The 20565-nt window shown below is 41.1% G+C and carries 15 protein-coding genes; 5 read left to right on the forward strand and 10 right to left on the reverse strand.

Going from position 1 to position 20565, the window contains the following annotated elements; all coding sequences use genetic code 11:
* Positions 1 to 7: 7 nt before the first annotated feature.
* Both dusB and B3394_RS09505 read right to left on the reverse strand, forming a co-directional pair.
* Positions 8 to 1006, reverse strand: a complete 999-nt coding sequence (gene dusB / locus B3394_RS09500; RefSeq protein WP_286918029.1) for a tRNA dihydrouridine synthase DusB — start codon at positions 1004 to 1006, stop codon at positions 8 to 10.
* A gap of 176 nt (positions 1007 to 1182) precedes the next feature.
* Entirely contained in the window at positions 1183 to 1473 is a 291-nt protein-coding gene (locus tag B3394_RS09505) for a hypothetical protein (protein ID WP_286918030.1), read from the reverse strand.
* Between B3394_RS09505 and lepA the strand changes: the two genes are divergently transcribed.
* The 3 genes from lepA (at position 1465) to thiL (ending at position 8667) form a co-directional block, all read left to right on the forward strand.
* Positions 1465 to 3261 (forward strand): translation elongation factor 4, encoded by a 1797-nt coding sequence (gene lepA, locus B3394_RS09510; RefSeq protein ID WP_177730497.1) that lies wholly within the window; start codon positions 1465 to 1467, stop codon positions 3259 to 3261. The two genes, B3394_RS09505 and lepA, sit on opposite strands and share 9 nt — an antisense overlap.
* Positions 3262 to 3485: 224 nt before the next feature.
* Positions 3486 to 7538, forward strand: coding sequence for a T9SS type B sorting domain-containing protein (locus tag B3394_RS09515; RefSeq protein WP_286918031.1), 4053 nt, complete (start codon positions 3486 to 3488; stop codon positions 7536 to 7538).
* Positions 7539 to 7617: 79 nt separating this feature from the next.
* Positions 7618 to 8667 (forward strand): thiamine-phosphate kinase, encoded by a 1050-nt coding sequence (gene thiL / locus B3394_RS09520; protein WP_286918032.1) that lies wholly within the window; start codon positions 7618 to 7620, stop codon positions 8665 to 8667.
* Positions 8668 to 9075: 408 nt separating this feature from the next.
* On the opposite strand, the gene B3394_RS09525 is transcribed toward thiL, so the two are convergent.
* On the reverse strand, positions 9076 to 10617 hold the full coding sequence (locus tag B3394_RS09525) for a glycine--tRNA ligase (RefSeq protein WP_286918033.1): 1542 nt from the start codon (positions 10615 to 10617) through the stop codon (positions 9076 to 9078).
* 60 nt (positions 10618 to 10677) lie between these two features.
* Positions 10678 to 11484, reverse strand: a complete 807-nt coding sequence (locus B3394_RS09530; protein WP_177730506.1) for a hypothetical protein — start codon at positions 11482 to 11484, stop codon at positions 10678 to 10680.
* Positions 11485 to 11546: 62 nt separating this feature from the next.
* Between B3394_RS09530 and B3394_RS09535 the strand changes: the two genes are divergently transcribed.
* Complete coding sequence (locus tag B3394_RS09535) at positions 11547 to 12230, forward strand: ComF family protein (RefSeq protein WP_177730508.1); 684 nt, start codon at positions 11547 to 11549, stop codon at positions 12228 to 12230.
* 77 nt (positions 12231 to 12307) lie between these two features.
* Positions 12308 to 13909: an Ig-like domain-containing protein gene (locus B3394_RS09540; protein WP_286918034.1), complete on the forward strand. Its 1602-nt coding sequence runs from the start codon at positions 12308 to 12310 to the stop codon at positions 13907 to 13909.
* On the opposite strand, the gene B3394_RS09545 is transcribed toward B3394_RS09540, so the two are convergent.
* From B3394_RS09545 to B3394_RS09570, 6 genes are all read right to left on the reverse strand, one after another.
* Positions 13896 to 14663, reverse strand: coding sequence for an amidohydrolase (locus B3394_RS09545; RefSeq protein WP_177730512.1), 768 nt, complete (start codon positions 14661 to 14663; stop codon positions 13896 to 13898). The genes B3394_RS09540 and B3394_RS09545 overlap by 14 nt on opposite strands.
* A 177-nt stretch (positions 14664 to 14840) precedes the next feature.
* On the reverse strand, positions 14841 to 15584 hold the full coding sequence (locus B3394_RS09550) for a succinate dehydrogenase/fumarate reductase iron-sulfur subunit (RefSeq protein ID WP_177730514.1): 744 nt from the start codon (positions 15582 to 15584) through the stop codon (positions 14841 to 14843).
* A gap of 58 nt (positions 15585 to 15642) precedes the next feature.
* Positions 15643 to 17643, reverse strand: a complete 2001-nt coding sequence (locus tag B3394_RS09555) for a fumarate reductase/succinate dehydrogenase flavoprotein subunit (protein ID WP_177730517.1) — start codon at positions 17641 to 17643, stop codon at positions 15643 to 15645.
* 20 nt (positions 17644 to 17663) lie between these two features.
* Positions 17664 to 18500 (reverse strand): succinate dehydrogenase cytochrome b subunit, encoded by an 837-nt coding sequence (locus B3394_RS09560; RefSeq protein ID WP_286918035.1) that lies wholly within the window; start codon positions 18498 to 18500, stop codon positions 17664 to 17666.
* A 182-nt stretch (positions 18501 to 18682) separates the two neighbouring features.
* The gene (locus B3394_RS09565; RefSeq protein WP_177730521.1) at positions 18683 to 19549 is read right to left on the reverse strand and encodes a hypothetical protein; all 867 of its coding nucleotides are present in this window, start codon (positions 19547 to 19549) and stop codon (positions 18683 to 18685) included.
* Positions 19550 to 19603: 54 nt separating this feature from the next.
* A complete protein-coding gene (locus tag B3394_RS09570) occupies positions 19604 to 20458 on the reverse strand; it encodes a ChaN family lipoprotein (RefSeq protein WP_273244327.1) in 855 nt (284 codons plus the stop codon).
* Between the last annotated feature and the right edge of the window lie 107 nt (positions 20459 to 20565).

Below are 20565 nucleotides of genomic sequence, written 5' to 3' on the forward strand. Positions count from 1 at the left end.
ACCTATTTTAGGACGACTCAATCTGATAATCCGAATAGACTTCCTGGATTTCATCCAGTATCCGGAATAAGGTTTCCCCGTCATCGGTAGTTACCAGTTTCTGACGGTATTCTTTAAATCCGTGGATTCCTTTAAAATAATTGGTATAATGACGACGCATTTCTACAATACCAACACGCTCCCCTTTCCAGTCCATTGACCAGGTAAGGTGGTTTCTTGCTGCTTCCACTCTGTCCTGTATGGTTGGCGTTGGCAGTAATTCCCCGGTATTAAAATAATGCTTGATCTCGTTAAATATCCATGGATATCCAATTGCAGCACGCCCGATCATAATACCGTCCAATCCGTAGCGGTTTTTATATTCCAGCGCTTTTTGCGGACTGTCGATATCGCCGTTACCAAAAATAGGCATCGTAATTCTCGGGTTGTTTTTCACGCGTTCAATATGGCTCCAGTCGGAATGCCCTTTATACATCTGGGCACGGGTTCTGGCATGAATCGTCAGCGCCTGTACGCCTACATCCTGTAGTCTTTCGGCCACTTCATCAATATTGATCGAATCTTCATCCCAGCCCAGTCTTGTTTTTACCGTTACCGGAAGATGGGTACTTTTAATGACCGCTTTCGTCAGGCGCACCATCAGGTCGACATCTTTCAACACTCCGGCTCCGGCTCCTTTGCACACCACTTTCTTTACCGGACATCCAAAATTGATATCCACCAAATCCGGCTCGACCGTTTCCACGATCTTTGCCGAAAGCGCCATAGCTTCTTCATCACCGCCGAAAATCTGAATCCCAACCGGTCTTTCATAATCGAAAATATCCAGTTTTTTACGACTTTTCATTGCATCGCGTATGAGTCCTTCCGAAGAGATAAACTCCGAATACATCAAATCTGCGCCATGAAGTTTGCACAGCCTGCGGAAAGGCGGATCGCTCACATCTTCCATAGGTGCCAGCAATAACGGATAATCGGGTAATTCTATGTTGCCAATCTTGACCATCTTCTACATTTTGGCGCAAAATTACGAATTTTTCAGCGATTCTTTTTCTTAAGAAATGTTTAAAGCATTTTTAAACTGCTTTACAGGAAAGCATTAACGCTTTCCGAAGGCATAAAAAACAGCCTTAATACTCCTTTCAGCCGGGCTGTTTTCCTGCAAATCCGGGCGAAACAGTGTTATGCTGCCGTTATTTTTACAGTTAGCGGCAAAAAAGGTGCCGATTTAAAAATTAATCGTTTGTAACTGTTTAACTTTAAATTATATTTGCCGATTATTTCACTACCTTTATATGTTGGACCATGGTGAATGATGACTAATCGGAGCGTATAAGCTGCTGATTGGATGCGTAAAGGATTGCAGCGGCATCCTTTTGTTTCACGAAGTGAGCAAAAGATACAGCGGAAAGCCTGGCCTGCTTCCGGCAGGATACGCCCAAATAAACTTGATACTAAACGAAGATGAAGCATATTAGAAATTTTTGCATTATTGCACACATCGATCACGGAAAAAGTACGTTAGCCGATCGATTGCTTGATGCCACCCAAACCGTAACGGCCCGTGAGCAACAGGCGCAGTTACTGGACAACATGGACCTGGAGCGTGAGCGTGGAATCACGATTAAAAGCCACGCCATCCAGATGGAATATACCTATAAAGGGGAACAATATATCCTGAACCTGATTGATACTCCGGGACACGTGGATTTCTCCTATGAGGTTTCCCGTTCCATTGCTGCCTGCGAAGGTGCTTTGTTAATTGTAGATGCTGCACAGAGTATACAGGCGCAAACGATCTCCAACTTATACCTTGCTTTGGAAAATGACCTGGAAATTATCCCGGTACTGAACAAAGTGGATTTACCAAGTGCAAATCCGGAAGAAGTGAGCGATGACATCGTAGATTTATTAGGCTGCAAACACGACGAGATCATTCCGGCTTCCGGAAAAACAGGTCTTGGCGTAGACAAAATATTAGAAGCTATTATTGAGCGTATCCCTGCTCCGAAAGGCGATAAAGAAGAACCGCTTCAGGCTTTGATTTTCGACTCGGTTTACAATCCGTTCCGCGGTATTGAAGTTATTTTCCGTGTTATTAACGGTGAAATCAAAAAAGGACAGAAAATCAAGTTCATGGCTACCGGCAATGAATATTATGCTGACGAGATTGGTACTTTAAAATTAAATCAGGTTCCCAAACAGGTTGTTTCTACAGGCGATGTTGGGTATTTGATTTCCGGAATTAAAGAAGCCCGTGAAGTAAAAGTGGGCGATACTATTACCGATGCCAAAACGCCGACGCAAAACATGATTAAAGGTTTTGAGGATGTGAAACCAATGGTATTTGCCGGTATTTATCCTGTTGATACGGAAGATTATGAAGAATTGCGTAACTCTATGGAAAAACTGCAACTAAACGATGCTTCTCTGGTGTTCACACCGGAAAGTTCGGCGGCTTTAGGGTTTGGTTTCCGTTGTGGTTTCTTAGGAATGTTACACATGGAAATTATCCAGGAGCGTTTAGAGCGTGAATTCAACATGACGGTTATTACAACGGTTCCGAACGTTTCGTACCTGGCTTACACCAAAAAAGATCCGGAAACGGCGCTGATTGTAAACAACCCTTCGGATTTACCGGAACCTTCAAAATTAGACCGTGTAGAGGAGCCGTATATCAAGGCGACGATCATTACCAAATCGGACTTTGTGGGTAACGTAATGTCTTTGTGTATTGAAAAACGTGGTTTGATTACCAACCAGACGTATTTAACGACCGAGCGTGTGGAATTGAATTTCGACATGCCGCTGGCCGAAATTGTATTTGATTTTTACGACCGTTTAAAAACGGTATCCAAAGGATATGCTTCTTTTGACTACTCTCCGATTGGAATGCGTACGTCAAAATTAGTAAAACTGGATGTCCTGCTGAATGCGAATTCTGTGGATGCCCTTTCTGCGCTGATTCACGAAGACAATGCATATAACATTGGTAAAAAAATGTGTGAAAAGCTGAAAGAATTAATCCCGCGCCAGCAATTTGATATTCCGATTCAGGCTGCTATCGGCGCCAAAATTATCGCCCGTGAAACCATTAAAGCGTTGCGTAAAGACGTAACCGCAAAATGTTATGGTGGTGATATTTCCCGTAAGCGTAAGCTACTTGAAAAACAGAAAAAAGGTAAAAAACGTATGCGTCAGGTAGGTAACGTAGAAATCCCGCAGGAAGCATTTATGGCTGTATTAAAGCTGAATGATTAACATAGAAGACCTGATTGTATCAGGTCTTTTTTTTTATACTGCTGTAACTCACCTCCGAATAAATTACACTGAAAGTTTAAAGTAAATTTAATTTTAAAACAATATTTGCAATATTTTAACTTTAAATAGCTTTTTAATTAACCATAACTACAATTTAATTGCATTTTCACAATATCGAAAAGCGTTTTTTCGTTAACTTTACATGGCTAAAAATCATTTTAGTTATGAGAAAATTTATCCCCATTTTAATATTTCTCTTTAATCTCTCTTTATATGCACAAGGGATCACTATTGACACGACTTCACAGAGCGTTCCGCAGCTGATCAGCAACTCCCTTTTACAGAATTCCTGTTTTAACGAAACCAACTTTCAATATTCTTCCCATCGCGGTATCGGGCAGTTTACGAGCACCAATCCGAATTTCCCGATTCAAAGCGGTATCATTATTCGTAACGGTATCGCGAAATATACGGAAGGGCAATATACCGGATTAAACGAAAGCAGTGTGCTCACCGCAGCCGGTGATCCGGATTTACAAAACATCAGCAATGCCAGCGGACAGCCGTCATCTATAAACGATGTGGCGTATATACAATTTGATTTCACGCCCTTATCCAGCAGTTTTAGTTTTGATTTTCTTTTTGCATCCAACGAATACGGTCAGTACCAATGCGGGTTTAGTGATATTTTCGCCTTTTTACTTACCGATCTGACCACCGGTGTGACCACTAACCTGGCGGTCGTGCCGAATACAACCATTCCGATTTCGGTAAAAACCATACGCGACAATCTCTACAATTCCGGCTGTACGTCATCGAATCCGAATCTATTCGGCCGTTATAATGTTACCGATGTTGCCAATTCTGCCATTAACATGCGCGGAGAAACCGTCCTGCTGACCGCTTCTTCTGCCGTAACGCCCAACAGGGCCTACCGCATTAAACTTGCCATAGGCGATTATAACGATGCTAATTTTGATTCGGCTGTATTTATCGCCGGGAAAAGTTTTGTAACCAATACCGATTTAGGACCGGACACCACGATCTGCCAGGGAGAAACCATACTATTGCAATCGGGATTAGGACCGCAGTTCAATCATGTCTGGACTTTTAACGGCTCGATAATTCCCGGAGCAACCGCAGCCACATTAACCGTTACTCAGGCCGGAACCTATGGCGTGATTGCCACAACCGGCAATGGCGGCTGCCAGATAACCGACGACATTGTGATTACCGATCTGGCTATCACGATGCCAAATAACCTGAGAGTCTGCAACAACGGACAGAGTACTTTTGTATTTAACCTGACGCAAAACAATGCGGCTGCTTTGGGCCTGAATAACGCCAGCTTTGAATTGCTGTATTATGCTTCTTTAGCCGATGCCAATGCGAACAATCCCATTCCGCAATCGGATCTGGCAGCTTATTCCAGTGCCGGCAACCAAACCATATACATTAAAGTGAGAAGACTGAGCAACAATACAATTTGCAACAATCTTATTTCCTTTAACCTGCTGGTCAATGCCATGATTACCGCTACACAACCACCCAATCTGTCCAGATGCAGCACCCGTTCCGGAAATTTAAGCATTAACTTAACGGTTCAGACTCCCATAATTTTAAACGGACAGAATGCCAACGCTTTCAGCATACAGTATTTCACTTCACAGAGCAATGCTCAAAACAATACTGCTGCGATAAGCAATCCGGGTGCTTTCACGATGACTGCCGGGCAATCGCCAATGACCATCTGGGTCAGAATGTCCGATAGTAACAATCCGGGATGTTATGCCCTGGTTAGCTTTGATGTGGTTATCGAACCGCTTCCTCCGGTAGACACCCATCCCAACGTAATTGAATGCAGCAGCTATACGCTGCCGCCTTTGGTAAACGGGCATTATTTTTCCGGTCCGAACGGCACGGGCGTTCCGCTCAATCCGGGTGACGTGATTACACAACAGGGTACCTATTTTATTTTTAACGGCCCGATAGGCCCTTTAGGCTGTACCGATCAGAATTCTTTTATGGTAACGTTAATCGATCAGTTGAGTTTTCCGGATACCGGTTGCGGACAATATATCATCCGAAGTGCGCCGGCAGGGAATTTCTACACCGGACCGGCTGGAACCGGAACACTGCTACCACCGGGAACCGTATTGACAACCAATCAGACCATTTATTTTTATGCGCTTGTTAATGGTGTTCCCTGCCAGGAAAAAACCTACAACATTACCATTTTCCCGTTACCACCGGTAGATACTCCGGCCGATGTGGTAACCTGCAACTCCTATGTATTGCCGGCGCTCACGAATGGTAATTATTATACCGGAACCGGAGGAACCGGAACCCAGTTAAACGCCGGAGCCACCATTACCGCCAGCCAGACGTTATATGTATATGCGTTTAACGGAACCTGTCCTAACCAGCACCCTTTTCGCATCAATATTATTGATACTGCTGTTTTCCAGCCAATAACCGCCTGCGGAGAGTTTATACTGCCGGCCATTCCGATTGGCAATTATTATACCCAGCCGGGAGGCAACGGTACCGTTATTCCGGCCGGAACAAGCATCACCACGTCACAGACGGTTTACTATTATGCCAATACCACCACCACACCCAATTGTACGGACAATCTGAACTACCAGCTAACGATACTGCAAAAACCGGTAGTGGACACTCCGGCTGACCGGTTGGAATGTGCCCAGTACCTGCTTCCGCCATTAAACAACGGCGCTTATTTTACCGGAACCGGAGGTACCGGAACACCATTAAATGCCGGTGCTGTTATTACAAGTACGCAGACCCTTTATATTTATGCGTCTTCCAGCAATGGCTGTACGAACGAGCATCCTTTTACTGTTACCATAAGACCCTTACCGCCAATAGATAGTTTTACAGACGTATATACCTGTACTTCTTTTACCCTGCCGCAGTTAACCAACGGTAATTATTATACTGGAACCGGAGGAACCGGAACCCAATTAAACGCCGGAACCGATATTACGACCACCCAGACCATTTATATCTTTAACAACTGGAGTGATTTCCCGCAATGTACTAACGAAACGATGTTTACCGTACATGCTCTGGGCATTGATGTCGGCACGTTTGACGATGTACGCGCCTGCGACAGTTACACCCTGCCCAATTTAACTATCGGGAATTATTATACACAGTCTAACGGACAGGGCAGCCTACTTCCTGCCGGAACAGTTTTAACCACTACCCAGACTATTTATGTGTATGCCGTTTCCGGAAACCGGTTTACCTGTACCGATGAAGATGATTTTCTGGTTACCGTTTCCATAACTCCTGTTTTACCTGTATTTAACGATGTAGAGCGCTGCGGAAGCTATACCCTGCCGGCGATACCGCTTGGAAATTATTTTAGTGCTTCCGGAGGAACGGGTACTGCTTACAATGCCGGTGACGTTATTTCCGGTTCGCAGACCATGTATGTTTATGCCGCCGCCGCGGATAACAGTAACTGTTTTGATGAAAAACCGTTTCAAATTACCATCCATCCTTTACTGGATTTAGCTCTTGCAGACGGCACCATCTGTGTCGATCCGGTAACACAGGCCGTCATCACGCCTTATACCATAAACACCGGATTAAGCCCTTCGCTGTTCACGGTGGAATGGTCCTTAAACAACCAGGTCGTGCATACCGGACCCGATTATACCGCCACACAAACCGGTACCTATACCGTAAGTACTATAAAACTAACCCCGGAATCGGGTAATGACTGCAATTACAGTCCGGAAACCGTTATTGTCGATCAATCCAGTGTTGCCATAGCCACGCTGTCCATCAGCGAGCCTTTTGCCGATTCCAGCACGATTACCGTAAACGTTACCGGAGGTTACGGGAATTACGTTTTTCAGCTTGACGACGGTGGCGAACAAACGTCGAATGTTTTCAACAATGTATCGGGAGGAGAGCACTGGGTCAGCATTATTGATACCAAGGCTAATTGCGGCCTTATCCGCTTAAAAACCTATATCCTGAAATACCCTAAATATTTCACTCCGAACGGTGACGGTTATAACGACACCTGGAATATCCCGGATTTGCGCAATCAGAAAGATGCCCGGATCTATATTTTTGACCGTTACGGAAAATTCTTAAAAGAAATCAGCCCTAACGGAAGCGGATGGAACGGAACTCTTAACGGTTATCCGCTACCTTCAACCGACTATTGGTTCAAGGTTCTTTTTAAAGATAACGGAGAGCAAAAAGAATTCAAAGCCCACTTTTCACTGAAACGATAAGCGCCGTTTTTCAGTCCTTTTAACATTCTTATCCTGTGCGTTTTTTTTATTTAACTTTGCACTCTTATAATTTATTCAAATGATAGAAGATAAAACGCCTCAAAGAACAAGTTTGTCCCAACTGGGGGAATTTGGATTAATAGATCATTTAACCAAAAATATCCAGATCAGTCAGCCTTCTACCCTGAAAGGAATTGGTGATGACGCTGCCGTTCTGGATTTTAAAGATAAAAAAGCCGTTATTTCTACCGATTTATTAGTAGAAGGTGTTCATTTCGATCTGGCTTACATGCCGTTAAAGCATTTGGGTTATAAAGCTGTGGTGGTGAATCTTTCCGACATCTGCGCGATGAATGCCAAACCGACCCAGATAACAGTTTCGATTGCCGTTTCAAACCGTTTTCCGCTGGAAGCACTGGAAGAACTTTATGACGGAATTGCACTGGCTGCCAAAATTTACGATGTGGATGTTATTGGCGGCGACACGACTTCTTCTCAGAAAGGTTTATTAATCAGCATTACGGCTATTGGTGAAGCGACTGAAGAGGAGCTGGTGTACAGAACCGGCGCTAACGATAATGATTTATTGGTGGTTACCGGCGACGTTGGTGCGGCCTATATGGGATTGCAGGTACTGGAACGCGAAAAGCAGGTATTCCAGGTGAACCCGAACAACCAGCCGGATCTTGACAATTATACCTATTTAATAGAACGCCAGTTAAAACCGGAAGCCCGTAAAGACGTTAAAGAGCTATTACAGGCTTTGGATCTAAAACCTACGGCTATGATTGATATTTCTGATGGCCTGTCTTCCGAGATCATCCACCTGTGTAAGAATTCCGGAATTGGCTGTAACCTATATGAAGACAAATTACCGCTTGATCCGCAATTGATCAATACCTGTGAAGAGTTTAATGTAGACAGCACGACGATTGCCATTAACGGCGGTGAAGATTATGAATTGCTTTTCACGATCAAGATGGACGATTTCGACAAGATTAAAGGAAACCCTAATTTTACGGTAATCGGTCACATGACACCGGAAAGCGAAGGCATCCATTTAATTACAAGAGCAAACACTAAAATTCCTTTGAAGGCAAGAGGCTGGAACGCTTTAAATGCTGAGTAATAAAATAATTCCAAAAAAAAAAGCGTTAGTACATTACTAACGCTTGATTTTTAATGAGCTAAACCAAATCCTCTATTTGGCTGGGCTGAAGCAAGACCTTTTACAGGCTGGGCTAAAGAAGGTAATCCACTATTTTTACCTTATACTGTATAAACTAACTTAATTAAGTATTTAATGACACTGTAAAAGTACTTCTTTCGACAACACAGATTTTACGGTTTTTTCAAGTATTTTTTACGGTTTCGTTTTTTTTTGAGTTTTTCTTTGTTTTTAACACTTTCAAAGGGTTTAAAAGGGCTTAAAATCGTTCTGAAAGGGCTTCAGCATCTCAAAAAACTGTACCATTTATAAACCGGATTACGGTATAGTAAAAAGGCTTTCCCGAAAAGAGAAAGCCTTTTTTATAATTTACATTTTCATCAGCCAGTTACGCATAGAAACTTCTTCATTGATAATTCCTCTCAATTCTGAAATTTTCACACGATCCTGCTGCATGGTATCTCTGTGACGAATCGTTACTGTTTCATCTTCTAATGTCTGATGATCGACCGTAACACAGAACGGTGTTCCTAATGCATCCTGACGACGGTAACGACGCCCTACGGCATCTTTCTCATCATAGGCAACATTGAAATCCCATTTTAGATCTTCTATAATTTTTCTGGCAACATCCGGAAGTCCGTCTTTTTTAACCAATGGCAGTATCGCAGCCTTTGTTGGCGCTAAAACGGAAGGCAGTCTTAAAACCGTACGGGTTGAACCGTCTTCCAATACTTCTTCCTGCAATGATTTTGAGAAAACCGACAAGAACATTCTGTCCAGTCCAACTGAGGTTTCCACTACATACGGTACATAACTGGAGTTTGTTTCGTTATCGAAATATTGTAATTTCTTACCGGAATGCTGTTCGTGTGCTTTTAAATCGAAATCGGTTCTGGAGTGAATTCCTTCCAGTTCTTTAAATCCGAATGGGAAGTTAAATTCAATATCGGCAGCAGCATTAGCATAATGGGCTAATTTTTCATGGTCGTGGAAACGATAGTTTTCTTTTCCTAATCCTAATGAAAGGTGCCATTTTAATCTTGTTTCTTTCCAGTATTCGTAATATTTCATTTCTTCCCCCGGACGAACAAAAAACTGCATTTCCATTTGTTCGAACTCCCGCATACGGAAGATAAACTGACGGGCAACGATTTCGTTACGGAACGCTTTTCCGGTTTGTGCAATTCCAAAAGGAATCTTCATACGCCCTGTTTTCTGTACGTTCAGGAAGTTTACAAAGATACCCTGTGCCGTTTCCGGACGCAGGTACAGGTCCATTGCAGAATCGGCAGAAGCGCCTAATTTTGTTCCGAACATCAGATTAAACTGGCGTACTTCGGTCCAGTTTCTGGATCCTGATTCCGGGCAGGCAATTTCCAGCTCTTCAATCAAAGCCTTAACATCGGCAAGATTTTCCGTTTCCAGGGAACGTGCCATTCTTTCCAGAATTTCGCGCTGTCTGCTTCGGTATTCAATAACACGGGCATTGGTCGCTACAAACTGTGCTTCATCAAAAGCATCGCCAAAACGGTCTTTTGCTTTATCAATTTCTTTTTGTGCTTTCTGGTTTAATTTTTCGGCATAATCCTCAATTAAAACATCCGCACGATATCTTCTTTTTGAATCTTTATTGTCAATTAGCGGATCGTTAAACGCATCCACGTGGCCGGAAGCTTTCCATGTAGTAGGATGCATAAAAATAGCAGCATCAATACCTACAATGTTTTCGTGCATCTGAACCATGGATTTCCACCAGTATTCACGTATATTTTTCTTTAATTCTACACCGTTTTGAGCATAATCGTATACTGCGCTCAAACCATCATAAATTTCGCTAGAAGGGAAAATAAATCCGTATTCTTTTGCATGCGAAACTACATTCTTAAATAAGTCTTCTTGTTTTGCCATAATGCAAAAATAGGAAAAAGAGATTGTAAAAAATAGGGGAAATTTTAACTTTTTGAAGTATTATCGAAATTGGAAATTAGCCGTTCCGATTATTCTGTCCTGATGGATTATGTTAACTTCATAATCGCCTTTAATCAGTTTTTTTTTATCGACGTCAACAAAGGCGCAAACGTCGGTCGCTTTATTATCATAAAACACGATCCCTCTGGCGGTACAGTCCAGATCGCTGTTGTATTTTTCATTAGGATGAAGGCCGTTGCTCAACACGGTGTGTTCCGGGTTTACAATCTGATAGAAAATCTCCTGATTGCCGCGGCCGATGTTTTCGTTATATGCTAAAGTGTAGCAAATCCTGATCTGGTCTATCTTATTGGACCGGTTGGTTTCCAAAAAATCGCTGTAGATAATTTTAACACCTCTAACACTTACATTCATGGCTTTGAGCTGTTTCGATTTCAGACCGGCATCATCATTTTCCAGGCTGCTTAACTCGTTACTGGCTGCTTTCGCCGTTTTTTTTCTTTCTTTCGTTTTCGTACTGGCAATCTTCTGTTTTACCTTTTCCGTCTTTTTCAAATCTGCCGTAACAGCTTGGGGTTGTTTTACGGCTCCTTCGGGATGTATGACTGTTTTAAAAAGCAGGGAACTTCTTTTCGTATTTGTCCCCAGAACATTGCTAACAGAATCATATCGTTTTAAAATTTCCGAAAGTTCATTTTTATGTATGGAATTCTCTAAAGATATCTTATCTTTAAGTGATTTGTTTTCACTAGATAACCGATATAAATTAAAAGACAGGGTGAGTACTCCGATAACGAGCACACCGACACTCACCTGACCTAAAATTGAAGAATTATTACTTGTCATTTCTATTTATTAATCAATAAAAGTATTCCGCCTGTTGTAATACTAAAAAAATAATCGATGAAATGATAAAAAACTTGATAAACTTACTCTTTCCGAGATTATGTAGCGGCTGTAACAGCATTTTATTGCAAAATGAAGGGGCAATTTGCATCAAATGCCGGCATGAGATCCCGATTACGAATCATCATCTGATACCGGAAAATGAAACCCTGAAAAAGTTCTACGGAAGACTGCCTCTGGAATATGCTTCCTCCTTTTTTTATTACCATAAAGAAGGTATTGTACAGCAGCTCATTCACCATCTCAAATACAAAGGCCGGCAGGAAATAGGCGAATTGCTCGGCAATTGGTATTTTTCAGAAATTAAAGACCTTACCATTCTCAAAACCGTTACCGAGATCATTCCGGTTCCGCTTCACAAAAAACGGTTACAGGAACGCGGTTACAACCAGCTCACCACATTCGGAAAAGCGCTGGCGGCCGGTTTTGAAATTCCGTACAACGAAACCATCCTGCTTCGTAAATATTATTCCAAGACCCAGACAAAGAAGACTATTTTCAGCCGGACCGAGATTGGCACCGAATTATTCGAGGTTCATTTTACCGAAAAAGACCACGGCAAACATTTTTTACTGATCGACGATGTTATTACCAGCGGTGCCACACTGGAAGCCTGCGGCAAAATGCTGCTGAAAATCCCCAATGCCAGCCTGAGCATCCTTGCCATTGGTTATACACACTCTTAATTTTACAAAGATTTTCTAAAAACATTTTCATTCCACTGAATATAATTGTTATTTTGTGCTGTAAAATCATTGGTAACATGTTGAAGAACCGTATTGCTTTCTTTATTATTGTCTTTTCTCTTTTATTAACCGGTTGTGCCAAAAGAGGTATGGTTTCGGGTGGTCCGAAAGACACCATTCCTCCTACAATCACCTATAGTAATCCTGAGAATTTCAGTACTAATTTTAACGGGAATTTCATCAAGATCAATTTCGATGAATATATTAAGGTAAAAGACATCAATAAACAACTGATTATTTCGCCTCCAATGAAGAAGGCTCCGGATATCGTTCCGATGGGCTATGCCAGCAAATACATCACCATTAAAATCAAAGATACTTTACAGCCCAACACCACTTACAGTTTTAATTTCGGACAGAGTATAACGGACAACAATGAGTTCAATCCGTATTCCCAGTTTAAATATGTGTTTTCAACCGGTCCGTATATTGATTCTTTAAAAGTGGGCGGTGTCATCAAAGATGCCTATTCCAGAAAGGCCGATAATTTTGTATCGGTAATGCTGTATGAAGCCGAAAAATTTACCGATTCCACCGTTTTTAAACAGCAGCCGCGTTATGTTACCAATACGCTGGACAGTTTAAAGGTGTTTACCCTGGAAAATTTAAAAGAGGGCAAATACCATGTTGTTGCTATAAAAGACGTTAATAACGATTATAAGTTTGATCCGAAAACCGATAAAATCGCTTTTTTTAAGGATCCGATTACAATTCCTAACGATACCCTTTTCAGCCTGAGTTTATTCAAGGAAGAGCTTCCGTTTAAAGCAGAAAAGCCTACGCAGGAAACTCCCAACAAACTGATTTTAGGTTACGAAGGGAAAAATCCGAAAAATACCAAAGTGATTGTGAAACGGGGCGGCGAAACGCTGAATACCATAATTACCAAATTCCCGGCCAAAGATTCCCTACACATCTGGCTGCCTAAAATCACGCCCGATTCCCTGCAAATCCTGGTTAGTAACGGCAATTATTCAAAAGAGTTTAAAACGAAAATCAAGGAGCAGAAAGTTAAAGATTCCTTGTCTTTTGATGCCAAACCAAAGGGTTCCATCGGCCTGAGAGATTTTTTTACAGTATTGCCGTCGATGCCTTTAACCAAAATTGACGAGGCTAAAATGAAGCTGATCAATAAAGATTCCGTAGCGGTTCCCTTTAAAACAAAATATAACGATTTTGATAATGCGCTGGAATTCGACTTTAAAAAAGAACCCAATCAGAAATATTCCCTGACCTTATTTCCGGGCGCTTTAACCGATTTTTACGGAAAGGCCAACGATACCCTTAAATATTCATTAGCCACAAAAAGCATTACGGAGTATGGTAATTTACGGGTACAGCTTGAAAACGTAAAACGTTTTCCTGTAATTCTCGAAATTCTTGACAAGAACGCCAAAGTGATTGCAACCGCATACAGCGAAAAAGAAACGGTTCTGGACTTCAACACGCTCGAACCGAATTTGTACACGCTGCGCCTGATTTACGACGACAATAAGAACCGTAAATGGGACACCGGTAATTACCTGGAAAAGTTACAACCGGAAGAGGTTATTTATTTTATTAATGATGTCGACGTTCGCGCAAACTGGGATGTGGATCAGGTTTTTAAATTAGATTAAACTTATCCCTGTCTCTCAGGAAGCCCAGCTTATTTCTGTTCGCCAGCATTAATTCTTTGTCCAGCTGAACGGAGAACACCACTTCTTTTTCCACCGGTTCCACCAAAGCATTGCCCAGATAGTCCAGCACCTGCGAATGTCCAGAATAAAAGTTATGATTCACATCGTCACCAATCCGGTTCACGCCTATCACATAGGACATATTTTCTATGGCTCTTGCTTTCAATAATGTATCCCAGGCTAAAATTCTAACCTGAGGCCAGTTCGCTACATAGATCAGCAAATCATAATCGTCATTGTTACGGGAAAAAACCGGAAAACGCAGATCGTAGCAAATTAACGGACAGATTCTCCATCCCAGATAATTCACAATCAGTCTTTCGGTTCCGCCGGAAGTATAAACCTTGTTTTCGCCAGCCAGGGAAAACAGGTGTCGTTTATCGTAGTATTCCACATCACCGTTAGGAAAAACAAAAAGCAGGCGGTTATAGAAATTATCATTTTCGCGGATGACCAGACTGCCTGTTATGGCACAGTTTTTTTCAACGGCCGTGTGTTTCATCCACGTTACCGTTACACCATCCATGGATTCGGCTACTTCATCGGGATTCATCGTAAAACCGGAGCTGAACATTTCCGGCAATACAACCAGCAGCGAATCTTCGGGAATATTCTGAATTTTTGCAGCAAAATAATTTCTGTTTACTTCCGGGTTTTCCCAGAAAAGAGGGGCCTGAATAATGCTAATTTTCATTTCCTGTGCTTCGTTTTTACGGTTTATGGATTCGAAATGTATTTCTTCAATAAAAATAGAAAAGATATTGTAAACAAAAGGGTTTCATCCCACAAAAATACTGCAGGTTTTATTGCTAAAAACAAAAAACGCATTCAGCTTGTGGCCGAATGCGTTTTTATCGTGATTTTTATAAAACTATTTGATACTTGCTTTAAGATATTCTCTGTTCATACGGGCAATATTCTCAAGAGAAATTCCTTTTGGACATTCTACCTCACAAGCACCGGTATTAGTACAGTTACCAAAACCTTCGTGATCCATTTGCTCTACCATGTTCAGTACACGCTCTGCTGCTTCCACTTTACCCTGAGGCAATAAAGCAAATTGCGATACTTTAGCTGAAACAAACAACATAGCCGAAGAGTTTTTACAAGTAGCCACACAAGCACCACAACCGATACAGGTAGCCGCATCGAAAGCTCTGTCTGCATCATGTTTAGGAATTGGAATTGCGTTAGCATCCTGTGTATTTCCGGAAGTATTTACCGAAATAAATCCTCCTGCGTGCTGAATTCTGTCGAAAGCACTTCTGTCTACAACTAAATCTTTAATTACCGGGAAGGCTTTCGCACGGAATGGCTCAATATAAATAGTATCACCATCTTTAAACATACGCATGTGTAACTGACAAGTCGTTACTCCTCTGTCTGGTCCGTGAGCTTCTCCGTTAATATACAAAGAACACATTCCGCAGATTCCCTCACGACAATCGTGATCGAAAGCTACCGGTTCGTCTCCTTTTTCTACTAATCCGTCATTCAATACGTCTAACATTTCCAAGAAAGACATATCAGGCGACACATCGCTGATTTTATAATCAACTAATTGTCCTTTATCTTGAGCGTTTTTCTGACGCCATATTTTTAACGTTAAATTCATAACTTTTTGTATTAAGTATTAAGTGCAAGGTATTCTAATTTGCCTTAACACATTAAAATTATTTGTAACTTCTTTGAACCAGTTTCACATTTTCGAATTTCAGCTCTTCTTTGTGTAATACGGCTTCTCTCGGGTTTCCTTTGTATTCCCAAGCGGCTACGTATGCAAAGTTAACGTCATCACGTTGTGCTTCTCCTTCTTCTGTTTGATATTCTTCTCTAAAGTGACCTCCACAAGATTCATTTCTGTGTAAAGCATCTTTAGCGAATAACTCTCCTAATTCCAAAAAATCGGCAACACGCAATGCTTTTTCCAATTCCTGGTTAAATCCGTTAATATCTCCGGGAACACGAACGTCTCTGTAGAATTCCTCACGGATGGCTTTAATCTCATCCATAGCTTCCGTAAGTCCCTGGGCATTACGCGCCATACCTACTTTATCCCACATTACTTTTCCTAATTTTCTATGGAAATGGTCAACAGAATGTGTACCGTTATTGTTACTGAATTTTTCAATCAAGTCTCTAACGTTTTTCTCCGCTTCCGCAAATTCCGGTAAATCTGTTGAGATTTTACCTGTACGGATATCTTTTGATAAATAATCACCAATAGTATACGGTAATACGAAGTATCCGTCAGCAAGACCCTGCATCAAAGCAGAAGCTCCCAAACGGTTCGCTCCGTGATCGGAGAAGTTTGCTTCACCAATAGAATAACAACCTTCAATTGTGGTCATTAAGTTATAATCTACCCAGATTCCACCCATTGTGTAGTGAACTGCCGGATAAATCATCATTGGTGTTTCGTATGGATTATCGTCAACGATTTTCTCATACATCTGGAACAGGTTACCATATTTGTTAGCAACTACTTCTGTTCCTAATTTTTTTACTAAAGCCGCGTCATTCTGATCCAGGTGTTTGATTTTTGCCTGCTCTTTTCCATAACGCTGAATTGCAGAAGCAAAATCCAAATAAACGGCTTCTCCAGTTTTGTTAACGCCATATCCCGCATCACATCTTTCTTTTGCTGCACGTGAAGCTACGTCACGCGGTACCAGGTTACCAAAAGATGGATAACGTCTTTCCAAATAATAATCTCTGTTTTCTTCTGCGATTTGTGTTGGTTTCAAACGGCCTTCACGAATAGCAATAGCATCATCCATGTTTTTAGGAACCCAGATTCTACCGTCATTTCTTAATGATTCAGACATCAGGGTTAATTTAGACTGGTGGTCTCCTGATACCGGAATACAAGTTGGGTGAATTTGCGTATAACAAGGATTAGCGAAGTAAGCTCCTTTTTTGTGTATTTTCCATGCAGCGGTTACGTTACTTCCCATAGCATTGGTAGAAAGGAAGAATACGTTTCCGTAACCTCCTGAAGCGATAACAACAGCGTGAGCCGAATGTCTTTCGATTGCTCCGGTAACCAGGTCACGGGCAATGATTCCTCTTGCTTTTCCATCAACGATAACAAGGTCTAACATTTCATGACGGTTGTACATCTGGATTTTTCCACGTCCGATTTGACGGTTCATTGCAGAATAAGCGCCTAATAACAACTGTTGTCCTGTTTGTCCTTTTGCATAGAATGTTCTGGAAACCAATGTTCCACCGAAAGAACGGTTATCTAATAAACCTCCGTACTCACGTGCCAAAGGCACACCCTGAGCCACACATTGGTCAATAATATTAGCCGATACTTCTGCTAAACGGTGAACGTTAGCTTCACGGGCGCGGTAATCGCCTCCTTTAACCGTATCGTAAAACAAACGGAAAGTGGAGTCACCATCACCCTGGTAGTTTTTTGCTGCATTGATACCTCCCTGTGCTGCAATCGAGTGCGCACGACGTGGAGAATCCTGAAAACAAAAAGCTTTTACGTTATAACCTAATTCTGCCAAAGTAGCGGCAGCCGAACCTCCTGCCAAACCTGTTCCAACGATGATTACATCGATGTTACGTTTGTTCGCCGGGTTAACCAGGTTGATGTGATCTTTATAGTCTGTCCATTTCGTTGAAATAGGACCTTGAGGTATTTTAGAATCTAATGCCATAATCTTTATCTATTATAGGATTATTTAACAAAGTGAATATATAAAGGAATAATAGCAAATAAAAGCGGTACAATAATTGCAAATCCTTTTCCGAAAATTCGAATCGCCGGAGAATATTTAGGATTATTAGCTCCTAACGACTGGAAAGCACTATTAAATCCGTGTAGTAAGTGGAATGCTAAAACAGCCATTGAAAACACGTAGAAAATGGTAAATGCCAATCCCAATTTCGGATCTTTAAAGAACGCAATTGTAATTGTATGTAAATCTTTATATCCTTCTGCAAATTTAATTTTCGCCGGTTTAACGTAGTAAAAATCACGTCCTTCAACAACAATGTTTTCACCGTCTACACTTTGTACCGGGATAAATTTATCCTGTCCCCAACCGGAAGTAAGGTAAAATTCCTGAGAGTTTCCTGGCTGTGCTTCTACTGTAATTTTTTGCAAAGGCATATTTGAGAAATGCATTTTTGCCCAAAAATTCACCATGTGAGTAGCGATAAAAATCAGGATTAAGGTTCCTAAAACCGCCATGTTTCTTGAAGCCCACGCGCTGTTTACAGCAGCGTTGTTTTTAGCATACCCAACAGGCCTTGCTTTCTTGTTTTGGATTGTCAGAAGAATACCATCGATCGCGTGGAATAAAATCGAAATGTACGTTAAATAAGATAGAATTTTTACAGCTGGATTGGTAGTCATAAACAATGCATATTCATTGAATTGCAATTGTGTTCCGAATAATAACTGTAGGTTACCTGCTAAGTGACCCACCAAAAACAAGCATAAAAATAAACCCGTAAGAGCCATCCAGTATTTTTTCCCGATAGATGACTTTAAAAGTGCAGATTTTGCCATAGTGTTTGATTGTAATAGTTTTTAAAAAAATCAAACAAAAGTAACGCTATTTCAAATTAACCGCAACCCTTTAACCCTTATTTATAATGAATTTAAAGTGAGAAATGCAATGTCTTGCGAAAAATGCACTGCCTGAATTTGGTATATACTTTAAAAATAGAAGAGTAGCTATTCCGGAAATATTATTTCAGATAAGAAGGTATTAATCCTCTAAGCCCCATATCAACAACATTTTCACCTGCTGAAGGCTCATATTTCCCATCAAAATTAACCTCTTTCCACTCAAAACTGTTGTTTACAGAAAGCGACAGGGTAACTTCAACATTTTTTGTTTCGTTTCCGGTAATCACAAATGCATTGGCAAATTTACCGGTTACCACACAGGATTTAGGCGGTATCGGAGAGGTGGCAAAAAGCGGGTTCGGAACCGTTGTGGCACCTTCCGGAGCCTGTCCGGAAAAAGGCATTCCGTTAACATTTAAAGCCCAGTATCCCTGCTCTCTGTTACCGTTTACCGGGAAACTGCTGTTCCCGATGTGATGTGTCGTTAAATAGGTTTTAAATCCGACAAAACTAGCCAGCGTTCCGGTATAGTCTGTTCCCTGATTTAAAATATTGATGTCATAATTCTGGTAAGACAACGAAACCCTTACCCATTCGTAGCTTCCGGTAGCCACCTGACTTAACGGTATGGAAAGGAAAACTTCATTTTCACCCACAATTTTCGACTGACTAAAATCTATCGCATTTTCACCACCTGCCATTGTTTCAGGCGCATGGTATAAAACGGTACCCATTCCTAAAGCAGTATTGGCATTTGGTGCCAGCTCCAGATAATGAGAACTGATAGCATTAAAAGAAGGGGATTGTGCCGCATTGCCACTGGCAATCGGTGCCGGCTGACCGGTATTGTTTAAACGGATCTGGTTGTTGTCAAATTTAAATTTAACAATCAACTGCGGCTCTGAATTCCTCACATCGTCATTGTCATCACATGCAAATAATGTGATGGCAATTAATAATATGTATAGAATGTTTCTAAAATTCATAACCTTCGTTTAACAAAATATAATAAACAAAAATCTTGCCAAGATTTTGTTAAATCAATATGTCTTCGTGACATCTTCATCTACAACGATAATATAGTCCGCTTTATTGTGGTGTTCTTCCTCTAATTTCAAAATATTTTCCTGGCTTACCGTTGCAATGGTAATAATTTTAATTTCAGGCTGATATTGTTTCAGATACCAATAGATTCCTTCATGGTAATCGCTGTGATAACTTCCGTTATAATGCACAAATACCGTATTGTCTTTTTTATTTTTCACAATAAAATATCCCATGGTCGCATCTTTGATTGCCTGCGCTTTCGGAAGGGTTTCGCCGCCATGGCCGCCCATCATTTCTACTATTTTAACATAGCCCGGCAGTTTGGCATCATACGGAACCGGAAGCGGTGCTATCCAGGTTTTCTCTTCATCCGTAAGGGTTTCCAGTGCTTCAAAGCCTTTTTTAAATACCAGGCTGGCATATCGTCTCGGGATATTCGTGGCAATAAATTCTGTTTTGGTTGCTTTGGCAAAATCCACTAATGGTTTGTAATCTGTTTTATGATTTTTCCACAATCGCGCCAAAGTATCGAAAGCTTTCTGGTCTATCGCGCCACTCAGATACTGATTTAATTGCGGCTGATTATCGGCTTCGATCATTTCGGCTCCCAAAACCAGTTTTCTTTTTGCAGCCAGGTCTTTTGTTAATTCTAATTGCAGCCAGTGCACCACAGAGTTGTCATGAAACTCTCCAAACAACACTACTTCTGTTTTTTCACAGGCCTTTACTAATTTTTCATAATTTGTTTTTTTACCGTTTTTATCAAATAACTGGTATGGCATTTTATGCTGAGCCTGCAAAATTGTCACTAAAAATAGTGTTACAAGAAGTGATATTGTTTTTTTCATGGCAGAAAATTACCCATAATTATGAATTCTTCAAAATTTTATAGTCGTATTAACAGCATTTGTTTCTAAAGTTTTTAAATTTGGGTTCATATATACTTAAAAATTAT

Source organism: Flavobacterium sp. UBA4197, assembly GCF_002379575.1.
In the GTDB taxonomy this organism is placed as follows: domain Bacteria; phylum Bacteroidota; class Bacteroidia; order Flavobacteriales; family Flavobacteriaceae; genus Flavobacterium; species Flavobacterium inviolabile.

What these genes read in the sequence shown, in the direction of transcription:
- B3394_RS09545 (WP_177730512.1), bottom strand. Translation starts at nt 14,663, where the DNA reads ATGAAAATTAGCATTATTCAGGCCCCTCTTTTCTGGGAAAACCCGGAA.
- B3394_RS09550 (WP_177730514.1), bottom strand. Translation starts at nt 15,584, where the DNA reads ATGAATTTAACGTTAAAAATATGGCGTCAGAAAAACGCTCAAGATAAA.
- B3394_RS09565 (WP_177730521.1), bottom strand. Translation starts at nt 19,549, where the DNA reads ATGAATTTTAGAAACATTCTATACATATTATTAATTGCCATCACATTA.
- B3394_RS09540 (WP_286918034.1), top strand. Translation starts at nt 12,308, where the DNA reads ATGTTGAAGAACCGTATTGCTTTCTTTATTATTGTCTTTTCTCTTTTA.
- B3394_RS09570 (WP_273244327.1), bottom strand. Translation starts at nt 20,458, where the DNA reads ATGAAAAAAACAATATCACTTCTTGTAACACTATTTTTAGTGACAATT.
- B3394_RS09560 (WP_286918035.1), bottom strand. Translation starts at nt 18,500, where the DNA reads ATGGCAAAATCTGCACTTTTAAAGTCATCTATCGGGAAAAAATACTGG.
- B3394_RS09525 (WP_286918033.1), bottom strand. Translation starts at nt 10,617, where the DNA reads ATGGCAAAACAAGAAGACTTATTTAAGAATGTAGTTTCGCATGCAAAA.
- lepA (WP_177730497.1), top strand. Translation starts at nt 1,465, where the DNA reads ATGAAGCATATTAGAAATTTTTGCATTATTGCACACATCGATCACGGA.
- B3394_RS09535 (WP_177730508.1), top strand. Translation starts at nt 11,547, where the DNA reads ATGATAAAAAACTTGATAAACTTACTCTTTCCGAGATTATGTAGCGGC.
- B3394_RS09505 (WP_286918030.1), bottom strand. Translation starts at nt 1,473, where the DNA reads ATGCTTCATCTTCGTTTAGTATCAAGTTTATTTGGGCGTATCCTGCCG.
- B3394_RS09555 (WP_177730517.1), bottom strand. Translation starts at nt 17,643, where the DNA reads ATGGCATTAGATTCTAAAATACCTCAAGGTCCTATTTCAACGAAATGG.
- B3394_RS09530 (WP_177730506.1), bottom strand. Translation starts at nt 11,484, where the DNA reads ATGACAAGTAATAATTCTTCAATTTTAGGTCAGGTGAGTGTCGGTGTG.
- thiL (WP_286918032.1), top strand. Translation starts at nt 7,618, where the DNA reads ATGATAGAAGATAAAACGCCTCAAAGAACAAGTTTGTCCCAACTGGGG.
- dusB (WP_286918029.1), bottom strand. Translation starts at nt 1,006, where the DNA reads ATGGTCAAGATTGGCAACATAGAATTACCCGATTATCCGTTATTGCTG.
- B3394_RS09515 (WP_286918031.1), top strand. Translation starts at nt 3,486, where the DNA reads ATGAGAAAATTTATCCCCATTTTAATATTTCTCTTTAATCTCTCTTTA.